Origin of the sequence: Aquibium sp. ELW1220 (genome assembly GCF_030398385.1) — a bacterium.
In the GTDB taxonomy this organism is placed as follows: domain Bacteria; phylum Pseudomonadota; class Alphaproteobacteria; order Rhizobiales; family Rhizobiaceae; genus Aquibium.
Window position 1 is genome coordinate 1 of the sequence record NZ_JAOAOQ010000074.1, and the last position, 12,787, is coordinate 12,787.

Sequence of the window (12,787 nt, forward strand, 5' to 3'; positions counted from 1 at the left end):
TCTTCCGATATCTCGGCGATCGCCTCGGCATACCCGCCCACCAGCCGATACCGCGACTCCCCGATCTCGTCAGGCAAGCCGCTCAAGCCTGATCGCCCGGAAATCTGCCCCGGTTACGGTGCCGGCGCGATCCAGATGAAGATGCGCGTTGAGCATCCCGCCATGGTGCGCGATCCTCTGCTCCAGCTCACGAAAATATGGTGTTGCAAAATGCCGGCGCATCGGTCACCCACGAAAGTTCCGGTCCTGATAGCCCCTCTACATTCGCATGGCTATGGCGAAAACTCGTTTTGAAGTAACGGCACATGAGCAGTGCGATCGACAATCGCCCGACTGGAAGGGCATGATCCTGTACCGATCATACGCGCATAAGATGCATCTATGAGAATAAAATATACTTAAAATTGCTCAAAAACACTTCGAGATGAGCCTTCAGGAAGACGGCAGGAGATCGGAACGTGCACGGACAAAGCCTTGGCGACCATCAGACGATCGAGGCCGTTCCCTCCTCGTCGTCCGACATCCTGAGCGCACTGCGCCTGACCGCCGGTCGAGCGCCCGACGCCATTGCCCTGATGGAGCCGGGCGGCAGCGAGCTGACCTACGACGCCCTTCTGGCGCGGGTGGAGGCCATCGCGGCCGTTCTCGCAGGCGTGGCGGGCGCCGGCCGGCGGCCGCGCGTCGGCATCGTCCTGCCGAACGGCCTCGACATGGCCGTGACGCTGCTCGGCGTCACCTGTGCGGGCGCGGCGCTGCCGTTCAACCCGACCTACAAGGCTGCCGAGTACGAGGCCTATTTTCGCGAGACGCGGCTCGACGCGCTGCTGGTGTCGGCCACCGACGAGGGCGAGGCGGTGGCGACGGCGCGGGCGCTCGCGCTGCCGCTGCTGCGGCTTGCCTCAGACGGCGCGATCGATGGCGTGAGCGGTTCGCCCGGCAACGTGCCGCAGCCGGCCGCGGACGACGTCGCGCTGGTGCTCTTGACCTCCGGCTCGACAGGTCGCGCCAAGGCCGTGCCGCTGACGCATCGCAACGTCTGCACCTCGGCTGGCGACGTCGCGCGGTCGATGGGCCTGTCGCCGTCCGACCGCTGCCTGGCCATGTGGGAGCAGTTCCACATCGGCGGGCTCGTCGATCTCCTGCTCGCGCCGCTCCTCTCGGGCGGGACGCTGATCTGCACGCCGGGTTTCGACGCGGCGCGGTTCTTCGAGCTGCTTCCCGTCGTCCGGCCGAGCTGGTTTCAGGGCGTGCCGGCGACGCTGAACGAACTCGTCGTGCATGCCCGGCGCAACGCGACCGCAGTGGCGCCGCACAGCCTGCGCCTGCTGCGCTCGGTGGCCGCGGCCCTGCCGCCGCAGGTGATGCAGGACATCGAGGAAACGTTCGGCGTTCCCGTCCTCCAGACCTTCGGCATGACGGAGGCCGGCCCGCTGATCACCTCGACGGCGCTGCCACCGGCGCTGCGCAAGCCGGGGTCGGTGGGGCGCAGCTGCGGCCCGCAACTGCGGATCGTCGGACCCGCGGGGGAGACGCTGCCGGTCGGCGGGACCGGGGAGGTGGCGGTGCGCGGCGACAACGTCTTTGCCGGCTACGAGAACGATCCCGAGGCCAATGCACAGCAGTTCCGCGCCGGCTGGTTCCACACCGGTGACCTCGGTCATCTCGACCCGGACGGCGACCTGTTCCTGACCGGGCGCATCAAGCAGCTGATCAATCGCGGCGGCGAGAAGGTGAACCCGCAGGAACTGGACGACGCGCTGATGACACACGAGGCCATCGCGCAGGCGGCCTGCTATGCCGTTCCACACCGGACGCTCGGCGAGGACGTGGCCGCCGCCGTGGTTCTGCGCGACGGGAGGACGGTGGGGCCCGAGGAGCTGCGCACCTTCCTGCGGGCGCGGCTCGCCGCCTTCAAGGTGCCGGCCCGTATCCGCATCGTCGACGACCTGCCGCGCAACATGATCGGCAAGATCGACCGGATGGCGCTCTCGCGTCTCGATTCCGGCCCGGCCGACGAGACGGGCGGGGTGGCCGCCGCTGCGGACGGTGCGAGCGGCACCGAGCAGACCATCGCGGCGATCTGGGCGGAAGAACTCGAACTGCCGAAAGTCGGGCTCGACGCCGACTTCTTCGCCGTCGGCGGCGATTCGCTGTCGGCGGTGCGTGTCTTCCTCGCGGTGGAAGCGGCGTTCGGGCGAAAGCTGCCGGAGGAGATGCTCGGGCAGATCACCACGGTGCGGGCGATGGCCAGGGCGGTCGACGAAGCGCAGCCCCAAGCCGAGCCCACGGACATGACGGCAGTTCCGGTGGAAGACGGACTTTCGGCGGCGGACGCCCGCTCGCTCGCCAGCGTCATGGCGCTCGGCTCGATTGCGGTGCTGCGGCCTGGTTCGGCCATGAAGGCCGTCAACACGAACGGGACGAGGATTCCGCTGTTCTGGTGCTTCAACAGTCCGGCGCGCGAGATGGGCAGCCTGGCGCCGCACCTCGATGCGGACCAGCCGCTCTTCGGTCTCTATTCCGGTGGGCGGCTGTTTCCGCCCTCCGACGACATGCTGGACCGGCTCGCCCGGCACTATGCGGCCGAGATCCTGTCGCTCGACCCGACGGGTCCATGCTATCTCGGCGGCAACTGCCGCGGCGGCTGGATCGCCGAGCGGCTGGAGCGGCTGCTGTCGGCGGCAGGAAAGCCGGTGCTCGGGATGATCATCCTGGAGCATGCGACGCCGCGCATGGCGGCATTCGAGGGACGCCTGCTGTTCATGTTCGGCAAGCAGAGCCGGCTGCGCGCCTATCGCGCGATCCGCTGGGGCAGGCCCGGCTGGGAGCGGCCGTTCAGCGGGCCGGTGGAGGCAATCTGGGTGCATGGCGGGCATGCAGAGTTCTTCCGGCCGGAAAACGTGGAAGCCGTGGCGAGCGCGACCGCGACCTTTCTCGATGGCCAGCCGGTGGCAACGGAGGAACGCCGCGACGGTTTCGCCGACACCATCCACAAGATTCCGGGCGCGCTCGGGGTCTACCGGACGTTCCACAAGATTCGCGACGGCGGGCTCTTCCGCCGCAAGGCCAGGGTCAACCCGTTCACCGGCGAGCGCGACACATGATTGCACGGCCGGCACGAGCGGGATGCGGACGGCGGTGATGCGATGCGACGCCTGATCGAAGCCATCTTCCGCGGTCTCGGCTCCCGGCTGATGCGCGCCCCGGCGGAGGCCGCCATCAGCCTGCTCGACGGTCGCGCCGGCACCACGGCCGACCGCCTGCGGATCGCGCTGGCTGACAGCCATTTCAACGAGGGCGACTATGCCGCCGCCCGCGCCGCATTCGCCAGTGTCGGCGACAGCCGCCATGGCGCCAAGGCGCGGCAGATGACGGACTGGATCGACTTCAAGTTCGGCGACGTCGGGCGCGGCTGGCCGCGCTATCCCGGCGCGGATTTCGATCCGCTGGCCCATGCGCCGGGCATGGCGCCCGGCGGCGCCGCCATCTGCGTGGAGAACCCGAACCATCCGGTGGCGCTCGTCACCGAGCTAGGGCTTCCGGTCTGGCATCCGGGCATGCCGACGAGCAAGCCGGTGCTGGTCTGGTTCAACTTCAAGGCCAGCCTCGGCGGAGAACTGCTGTGCGCCAAGGTGGTGAAGCGGCTCGAGCAGGTGCACGCGCTGCCCATGGTGCTGGCCTGCGACGCGCGCCTTGGCGACGTGATGCGGGCCAACTTTCCCGGGTGCGAGATCGTCGACAAGGAGGGCGATCTCGCAGGCCTATCCGGACGCTGCTCGGCCTTCCTGCCGGCGCGCGACGCTCTGGCACTGGTGGTGCGATCGCAGGCGGACTTCGCCCCCATCGCCGGGTCGCCGTTCACGCTTCCGGAGGCGCGGACGAGGATGGGCGGCGAACGCCCGCAGGTGGCGATTTCCTGGAAGACGACCAACCGGACGCAGGGCCGCTACCGCAACATCCCCACGACCGAACTGGCCAGCCTGCTGTCGCGTTTCGATGCCGATTTCCATTCCGCCCAGCACGGCGTGACGCCGAAGGAACGGCGAATTCTCGAGTCGTCGCTGGGCGGGCGCATCCATTTCGACACGATCGACACGAAGGCCAGCGTCGGTGCCCTGGCTGCGAGCCTCGCGTCCACGGACGCGGTGGTGACGATCGACAATTCGGTGCTCCACATCGCCGGCACCTTCGGCATTCCGGCCGCCGGGCTGCTGTCGGTGCCATCCTACTGGGCCTGGCCGTCCAAGGGACCGGCGAGCCGCTGGTACGAAAGCGTGACGCTGATGCACCAGCAAAGGCCGGGCGAATGGGCGGATGTGCTTGGAGAACTCGCAGCCTATCTCGACCGTCTGGCCGGAGCTACAGGGTCCGTTCGAGCGCCAGCAGCTCGTTTAGCCGCCCGCGGCCCTCTACCGCGTAGCCCCTGTCGCGGCAAAGCGTGATCGCCGGCTGGTCGAGCGATCCCTTCCCCGCCTCGATGATGACGTAGCGGGGCCAGCGTTCGCGCGGAGCGGTGGCGAAGAAGGCTTCGAGCGCTGGAAACTCCGCGCCCTCGATGTCCATCTTCAAGACATCCACCCGATCGAGCCCCGCCTCGTCCAGCGCGTCGACCAGCGGCCGGCCGGCGACCTCGACGGTCGATCCGCCGCCATGCTCGACGATGCGTCCGGTGCCGTAGTTCCCGGCTTCCGCGTCGATATGGACCGTCTGCGGAGTACCCGTGACGGCCCAGGGGCAGACCATGATCTCGCCGCCAGCGCCCGACGCCTCGATGTTGAAGCGCAGGCGGCGCAGCATCTCCGGTTGCGGCTCGATGGCAACCGCCCGAAGGGGAAGACCGGCAGCGGCCGCAGCGCTTCGGGCATGGAGGGAATAGAGGCCGACATTGGCGCCGACGTCGACGAAATGGAACGCGCCGGCCGCCTCGCCGGCCGCCCGCTCGACCAGCCGCCGCTCCGGAACGTCCCAATGGCGATCACTGGTGAAGACACGCTTCTCGCAGAGGTTCCCCTTCGGATGGAGCCTGACCGACTGGCCTGAAAAGACCGTCAGGTCGAAGGGTCCGCCCGACCGTCCGCCGGCGAGCCTGTAGCACAGCGAGCGCAGCAGCGCGGAAGCGCGTCCCTGCCCCGTGCGCCGTGCGAGGGCGAGGAAGCCCGAGGCGATCGGACCGGGCTTCAGGGCGCCGAACGTGGGGGCTGCGGGTGGTGTCGTCATCGTTCGCTCCAGGGCTCGTTCGTGCTTAGCGGGTTCGCGCGCATCCGGCAAACGGGACAGTCCGGCGCAACCTTTCGCACCGGGAATTCGTGCCCCGCACGATCTCCCTGCCGCTCGTGAGCCCCGACGGACAGCCGCCCCGCCCGTTGCACGGACAGGCAGTCAGGCGCCCCGGGTCTTTCACATCCATGAATGATCCCTGCGCATGCGCGATGTCGTTGACTTGGTCCGGCCGCGGTTGGATGGTTGCCTACGACGTCGCCGAGGGTGGCCCGGGAGGGTGTCGCCGAGGCTGGAATTCAACAGAACGCCGGTGGTTGCCGGATCAGGTCAGACGCGCCGAGACCGCAGCGGCGGGCAGGCTTGCCGTTCCGGTGGCGGGGCGGCGATCGCTTCGCCCAAACGGTCGCCGGATCGGCATGGGGAGGAGAGAACTGCCATGGACACGCAAATGCAAACATCGGTCGGTGGCACGGGCGCGCGGCGGATCGACGTGATCGTCGTCGGCGCGGGGTTCGCCGGTCTGTACGCGACATACAAGTTCCGCGAGATGGGCAAGGTGGTCGTCGGCGTCGAGGCCGGCGGCGACGTCGGCGGCGTCTGGTACTGGAACCGCTATCCGGGCGCGCGCTGCGACCTGATGAGCGTCGACTACAGCTACGGCTTCTCGCCGGAGATCGAGCAGGAATGGACCTGGAGCGAGCAGTTCGCTGCCCAGCCTGAAATCCTGGCCTACGCGAACTTCGTGGCCGACAAGCTCGACCTGCGCCGCAACTATCTCTTCAACACCCGCGTGACGCGCGCGACCTGGGACGACGAGGCCAAGCTGTGGCGGGCCACGACGGATGGCGGCGAGGTGCTGGAGGCACCCTTCTGCGTCATGGCGACAGGCCCGCTGTCGGTGCCGAAGGATCCGGATATCGCGGGGATCGAGCGGTTCGAGGGGCAGTTGCTGCGCGCTCAGAAATGGCCGCACGAGCCCGTCGACTTCAAGGGCAAGCGCGTCGGGGTGATCGGCACCGGCTCCACCGGGGTGCAGATCATCCAGACGCTCGGCAGCCAGGCGGGTGAACTGTTCGTCTTCCAGCGGACGCCGAGCTTCACGCTGCCGATGCGCAACCACGTGCTGGAGCCCGATTACGTGGCCGAGATGAAGCGCCACTACCGCGCCATGCGCGAGGCGATGCGCAACAACCCGACGGGCGGCACCCGGCCGGCAACGACGCGGCCCTTCTTCAGCCTGCCGCCGACGCAGCGCCGGCAGGTCATGGAGCAGGCCTGGATCAATGGCGGGCACACCTTCCTCGGATCCTTCGCCGACCTCCTGTCCAACCAGGAGGCCAACGACCAGGTGGCCGACTTCGTGCGCGAGAAGATCGGCCAGATCGTCACGGACCCGAAAACGGCGGAAGCCCTGAAACCGAAAGGCTACCCGATCTTCGCCCGCAGGCCCTGCCTGGATACCGAGTATTACGAGACCTACAACCGGCCGAACGTCCATCTGGTCGACGTGGCGGCCGATCCGATCGTCGAGATCACGCCGAAGGGCATCCGCACCGAAGCGGGGGAGACCGAACTCGACATCCTGATCTTCGCCACCGGCTACGACGCGCTGACGGGTGCACTGCTGGCCTTCGACGTGGTGGGGCGGAACGGCCGGACTCTGAAGGAGAAATGGGCCAGCGGCCCGCGCTCCTATCTCGGCATCATGCTGGAGGGCTTCCCGAACCTCTTCGCGCCGAACGGCCCGAACGGCCCGGCGGCGCTGGCCAACCTCATCACCATCGCCGAGCACGACGTCGACTGGATCGCCGAGCTGATCGCCTACATGGACGGGAACGGCCTGAGGAGTGTCGAGCCATCGGCGCGCGTGGAGGATGCCTGGATGGATCTGGTGGCGATGCTGGCCGAGAAGTCGCTCATCCGCAAGGCCAACACCTGGTGGGTCGGCGCCAACGTGAAGGGCAAGCCGCAGGGCCTGACCATGTTCATCGGGGGGTTCCAGAAGTATCGCGAGCACTGCGCCGCCGCCGCGCGGGACCGGGCGGAGAACCTCGTGTTCGACCGCGCCAGGGAAAGCGCCGCGGCCTGAGACCGGTCGGAAAGGTGCGCACCGGCCCCCAGGACCCGGTCGCCCCGGACGAAGCGCGCCGCGCGACTGGCCGAACGTACGGCCAGCGCAAGGCGCAGCCGCAAGTCAGAACATCCGTGCGGTGAGCCGTCCGTATACCGTTACGTCGGACTGGTCCGCGACGGCATCGAGTATCGGGAACGCCGCAGTCAGTTCGAAGGTCGCCTGGCTGCCGATGTCGTAGGACAGGCCGAGGCCGGCCGAGACGAGCGTGGTCCGATCCGGGAACGTCGAGAAGACCTCGCCGACGTCGGCGAAGAGGAAGGCGTTGAGGCCCTGGAGTCCGTCCGTAAACCGACGGGCGAGTTCCGCCTGCACGTAGTAGCCGCTGTCGCCCGCGACGCCGTCGGACGGGTAGCCGCGAACGGTCGTCGGTCCGCCGACATTGAACAGCAGGTTCCCCGGAAGCAGTTCCTCCCGCGTGTATTGCCACGCGCCGCGCACATGTGCGCTGTAGCGTTCGTTGAAGGCGAGCATGCCTCCGCCGTTGCCGGTGTAGAGAACGAGGTCGCGACCGTTGATCCCGGCGGGCGCGAGCTGGTCCTCGACATGCGCATACACGATCTGTGGCTGGACGTAGAAATTGTGGCGCTCGCCGGTGTAGCTGATCGGCAGGCCGACCACCACCCGCGTGGTCAGGGCATCGACCTGAGGCACGGGACCGATGTTCGATTTGGAGCTGCCATAGGACACCGAGGCATTGGCCTGGACCAGCCAGTTCGTGCTTGCAACGAGGGCCTGGGACAGCGTGACGGTTCCGGCGTGCGCCTCTCCCGTCACGTCCAGCAATTCGGCAGGACCGTCGACCACCGTCGTGCCGGTTCCGGTATAGCCGAGGCCGAGCCGGGTTCCGAAGGTGCTGATCGGCAGATCGTAGTTGAGCGTTCCGGACACGCTGCCGCGCGAACGCGTCACGAAGGCCAGCAGGCTGTCGTCCAGGCCCAGCGCCCCGTAATGCCGCCAGATGAGCCCCCCCGTCACGTCGCCGGTCGATTCGACCCCCTGGTTGTCGATGTAGGCCGTGAGCTGGTTGCGAGGCGGCTCCGTGATGCCGAGGGCGATGTCGGTCAGGCCGAAGGTGGCACCGGGCTGCAGCAGCATGCGGATCTGCATGAGACTGGTGCGGTTGGAGAAGGTGATGTCACGCGAGGCCGTCGGAACGTCCACGACGCGGTCGCCCTTGACCAGCCGGACACGGTCCAGGATGAGCTCGTCGCGCGTCCTGCGCTCGCCGACTACGGCGATGCTGCCGAGCTTGCCTTCCACGAGACGCACCTTGAGCACCCGGCTCGACAGGTCCTGCGGGGGCAGGACGGCGCTGGCCGTCACGACACCGCGCTCGGCGTAGAGATCGTTCACCTCCCGAACGAGACGCGCGATCTCGGAGAAATCGATGGGGCGGCCGATGTATTCATGCGCGATGACGCGGAGTTCGCCGTCGGTGATGAATTCGGAATCTGTCTCGAACTCCACGTCCAGGAGCGTGATCGTCGGTCCGCCCGGCGCCGGCAGTTCGGCTCGCCGCAGCGGGTCGGTCACGACCGGGTCGCCCTGCTGCTCGACGCGGTTCTGCCGTTCGAACTCGTCGAGTCGCTGTTCGAGCTGCTGAATGAGCGTCGATGTCGGGTCCTGAGCGTAAGCGGTGCCGGACAGAAGGAGGCCCGCCAGGGCAAGCAGCGCCGCCCTGCCCCGGGCGGCGCTTCCGCGTCGCACAGGCGCGCCCGGTGTTGCCGCCGATCGTCCAGCCATCTCACGCCCCACGTCCTTCAACACAACGCCTCCACCACCCGTTCGCCCTGCCGCGCGCCTCACTGCGTGCCCTGAAGGTTCAAGGCAGGCAGAGCGCTGGCCGCAACGTAGGGTCCGACCGGCGCACCCGACTTCGCCTGCTCGCCGCCCTCTTCCCCCTCGTCTTCTTCCTCGTCCTCATCATCGACGACATAGCCGCCGTCGATGCCGTCGGCGAACTCCAGACGATACATCGAGCGGATCGTGTCGCGGATCAGGCTGGCGCCGGGATAGGGAAGGTCGCCCAGGACATCGATGATCTCCGCGGTCGCATCGTACTTCACCACGAAGGCGTTGGTGGTGGTGCGGAAGTCGTCGAGGGTCACGTTGAAGGCGAAGCCGGGCTGGAACAGCTGGACGTTCTGCCGGTACTGCGGCAGCGGCGTCCTGTTCTCCCACAGCAGCGTCTGGAGCGGCGTCCCGAGCAGGAGCGAGCCCGGCACGAAGGCATCGAGGATGGAGACGAAACGGGCCGTCGTGTCGATCTCGCCCTCGGTGAAGAAGTACTGCCCGATCTCGAGGCCGGCCGGCGCGTCCACCGAAACGAGCGCGCTGTCTCCAACGCCGCCCTTGTAACCCGTCAGCGTGAGCTTCAGCCGGGGCGGCCCCGCCGGAACCTGCGTGATGTTCACGATCAGCGAGCCCGCGCGCAGGACGGCCTCCGTGGCCACCTCCACGTCGGGAAGCACGAGCGTGCCGGCGGCGCTGAGATCGAACGAGCCGGCGCGCAGCTGGTCGATGGTGAGGTCGCCGTTGACGTCGAAGAACACCAGCCCCGTCGCGGAGATCAGGTTTCCGTGGAAGTCGTCCGAACCCCAGACGTGGATGTCGCCGGGATTGGCGACGATCGTCGCCGCGGTGATGGCGGTCAGCGTCTCGAGATAGATCGACCCGGCGGCTGCGACATCCAGCGTGTTGGTGCGCAGGCGCAGCGGGTTGGGCGTGTCGGTGATCAGGTTGGCGCTGCCGGCGACGTCGCCGGTGGCGTCCTGCCACTTCTCGTTCGCCTGGGTCTTGTCGCCGATGCCCAGCCCGGCGCGAAGATAGACGCCGGCACCGGTGGCCATGGCGGTGATGTCGACCCGGTCTTCCAGCGTGCCGGCGAAGATGCGACCGCCGGCCGTGATGGAAACCGCGTCCGCCAGCCCGACGCCGCTCTCGATGCCAGTCACGAGCGCATCGCCGGTGACGTCGACGACGACACGGCCGAGCTGTGCCATCATCGTCGCGCCGTTGATCATCTTCAGCGACGCGCCCGAGACCTCGATCGCATCGGCGAAGGACTCGACCGCGCCGTTGCCGGAGATCACCATCCTAAGACCTGAAGATAGGCTGATCCGGCCGGGCGCGTTGACATCACCGTCGATCACGCCTTCGAGCGCGGCCGTCAGCGCGACCGAACCGGTGTCGGACGTCGCTTCCTTGATCACGAAGGCGTGGCCGGCAGAACCGAAGAGGTTGATCAGGCCGCCGGCGCGAGCGGTGATGCCGCCGTCGATACCGTTGCCGACATTGAGAGCCGCGAGCGTGCTGCCGATCGTACCGTCGGCTTCGAGCAGGACCTCCTTGCCGAGGATGTTGATCAGCAGGTCGCCATTGGCGTTGAGGATCGACCCGTCGGAGGTCAGCCTGATGGTCTGCGGCGAATAGACGGTGTCGATCAGCGCATCGCCGGTGAAGTCTATCGACACGCCGTTCTGCGCCCGGGCGGTGAGCGTGGATCCGCTTCTCAAGGCCAGGCCGAGCGTCGGGTATGGCATGTCGTTCAGCGGGTTGATGCCTGCGCCGATGCCGCCCTGTGCCGCCTCGAGAACCAGGTTGCCGGTGTTGACGGCACTGCCCGAACTCGCGTTGACGATCGTGCCGAGAACCTTGATGCGCGTCTCCCCGGGCACGTTGATGTTGCCCAGGACGCCGTCGCCGCGCGATGCAAGGTGGGCGGTGCCCCTGTCGAGGGTGGTCCCGTCCGGCGCTTCGTCGACGACGATGTCGAGACCGTCCGGCGCGTTGAAATTCAAGGGACGCTTGGTCAGGATGACGATGGTCATGTCCGAGGCCGGGATCGTGTGGTCGAGCACCGCATCGAACGCCGCCTGTTCGGTCGTCGTCATGTCTTCCCGGTTCTTGCCCAGCGGGATGAGGACCGTGGCCCCCTCGAACTCGACCGAAAGCTGGAGATCCGACCGCTCGGCCGCCGCCAGCGCGATGCGCTGGGACATCGTGAGGTCGCGCGGATCGATGGTCGCAGCGATGGAGACGCCCACATCCGACGTGCCTGCTCCCACGGTCTCGCCGATGCCGAGGCCCGCCTCCAGGGTCACGCTGCGCCCTGAAACGTTGGGGTCCTTGACGACCGGATTGGTCGAGGTGACGGTCTTGAGCGCGCCGGCCGAGAGCGAGAAGGCGAGCTGACGTTCCGTCCATGTCGCGCCGCGTGTCAGCGCCGCCTGCTCGTCGAGGCTCGCCGTGTAGGTGAAGGCGCTGTCGAAAGTCTCGGTCAGTCCGCCGACCTGGCTGTTCAGGTCGCGGTAGATCCGCGTCTGCGACAGCTCGTATTCCTCGATCTTGCCGGCTACGGCCACGGCCACCTCGAGGTCGGTGAGGTCGGGGTTCTCGGCACGAATGGCCGAATCATATTGCTGCTCGAGCGCCTCGTGCAGCTTGGAAGACGGATCGACCGTCACGGCGTAGGAGGGATCGAACGCGGCACCGCCGTCGGGCTGGCTCTCACGGAGCTGCCAGTACTGGCGATAGGCCTGGGTGCGGCCCCGCTCGAAGCCCACGATGGTCGCCGCCTGCTTCTCGGCATTGACCGTCCCATCGATGCCGCGATCGGCATCCTCGGCAAGCAGTCCGAGCGACTCCCAGTAGGAGAGCAACTGATCGTAGGTTCGCGAGTCGATGGTCTCGACGGGATTGTTGTCGAGGATCCGCCCTTCCGCGACGAGGCGGACGTCACCGCCGATGGAGACGACCTGATCGACGAGCATCGTGCCGTCGGCATTGTCGCTCCAGGCGGTCGACGTGATGCCGATGTCGCCGCCGGCCAGCGCGCTCAGGCCGTAGGAGGGGTTGATCTCCAGGCTCGGCGTCACCGCGGGATCGCCGAACGCGCGGTCGAGCGTGAAGCCGGTGTTGACGCGAAGCTGGCCGCCATCCGCGACGGAACCGATATTCAGGCCCGCCACGAGCGAGACGCGCTTGGCCTGGACGAGGGCATTCGCATCGAAGCCTTCGATGGCGCCAAGCGCGGTCAGCGTGATGTTGCCGGCGCCCGCGTCGACCGAGCCGGCAGCCGTGATCTCTCCGACCGTCAGCGTGCCGCGGGTCTCGATCGCCACGCTGCCGTTGGCCGCAGCGGCGTTCAGTGCGCCGCCGCGCAGCGTGACACCGATGGCCGGCGCGGTGGTGACGACCGGAAGTCCGGTCGGCAGGGCGTAGTTGAGGCCGCCGATCGAGCCGGATGCATCGAGATCGATGTTGCGCGCCTCGATGGTGGCTGCCGGACCGACCGTCGCCAGGTCGCCGGTGGTTGTGTCTCGTATGTGGTGGAAATTCTCTGGCGACGTCCTCCGAGCGGGATGATTTGCGCTTGATCAAGCGGCGAGGTCAAGGGTCATGGGCTCGATCGCCTTATCGAGGGTTTGCCAA

At 67.7% G+C, this 12,787-nt stretch carries 7 protein-coding genes; 4 read left to right on the plus strand and 3 right to left on the minus strand.

What is annotated here, in order from left to right:
* The 3 genes from N1F91_RS30040 to N1F91_RS30050 all read left to right on the plus strand — a co-directional run.
* Positions 1 to 294 (plus strand): hypothetical protein (locus N1F91_RS30040; RefSeq protein WP_289997551.1); only part of this gene is annotated, 294 nt, incomplete at its 5' end.
* A gap of 164 nt (positions 295 to 458) precedes the next feature.
* Positions 459 to 3,104, plus strand: a complete 2,646-nt coding sequence (locus N1F91_RS30045) for an AMP-binding protein (RefSeq protein ID WP_289997553.1) — start codon at positions 459 to 461, stop codon at positions 3,102 to 3,104.
* A gap of 42 nt (positions 3,105 to 3,146) precedes the next feature.
* Positions 3,147 to 4,442 (plus strand): hypothetical protein, encoded by a 1,296-nt coding sequence (locus N1F91_RS30050; RefSeq protein ID WP_289997555.1) that lies wholly within the window; start codon positions 3,147 to 3,149, stop codon positions 4,440 to 4,442.
* Here N1F91_RS30050 and N1F91_RS30055 read toward each other — a convergent pair.
* Positions 4,360 to 5,217, minus strand: a complete 858-nt coding sequence (locus N1F91_RS30055) for an FkbM family methyltransferase (protein ID WP_289997558.1) — start codon at positions 5,215 to 5,217, stop codon at positions 4,360 to 4,362. The two genes, N1F91_RS30050 and N1F91_RS30055, sit on opposite strands and share 83 nt — an antisense overlap.
* Before the next feature lie 439 nt (positions 5,218 to 5,656).
* Here N1F91_RS30055 and N1F91_RS30060 point away from each other — a divergent pair, with 439 nt between their 5' ends.
* Positions 5,657 to 7,309 (plus strand): NAD(P)/FAD-dependent oxidoreductase, encoded by a 1,653-nt coding sequence (locus tag N1F91_RS30060; protein ID WP_289997560.1) that lies wholly within the window; start codon positions 5,657 to 5,659, stop codon positions 7,307 to 7,309.
* Between the two features lie 105 nt (positions 7,310 to 7,414).
* Here the strand turns inward: N1F91_RS30060 and N1F91_RS30065 are convergent, their stop codons facing one another.
* Entirely contained in the window at positions 7,415 to 9,097 is a 1,683-nt protein-coding gene (locus tag N1F91_RS30065) for a ShlB/FhaC/HecB family hemolysin secretion/activation protein (protein WP_289997561.1), read from the minus strand.
* Between the two features lie 59 nt (positions 9,098 to 9,156).
* Positions 9,157 to 12,477, minus strand: coding sequence for a hypothetical protein (locus tag N1F91_RS30070; protein ID WP_289997562.1), 3,321 nt, complete (start codon positions 12,475 to 12,477; stop codon positions 9,157 to 9,159).
* Positions 12,478 to 12,787 lie beyond the last annotated feature (310 nt).

Coding starts and splice junctions, on each gene's coding strand:
- N1F91_RS30050 (WP_289997555.1), top strand. CDS start 3,147: ATGCGACGCCTGATCGAAGCCATCTTCCGCGGTCTCGGCTCCCGGCTG.
- N1F91_RS30060 (WP_289997560.1), top strand. CDS start 5,657: ATGGACACGCAAATGCAAACATCGGTCGGTGGCACGGGCGCGCGGCGG.
- N1F91_RS30065 (WP_289997561.1), bottom strand. CDS start 9,097: ATGGCTGGACGATCGGCGGCAACACCGGGCGCGCCTGTGCGACGCGGA.
- N1F91_RS30055 (WP_289997558.1), bottom strand. CDS start 5,217: ATGACGACACCACCCGCAGCCCCCACGTTCGGCGCCCTGAAGCCCGGT.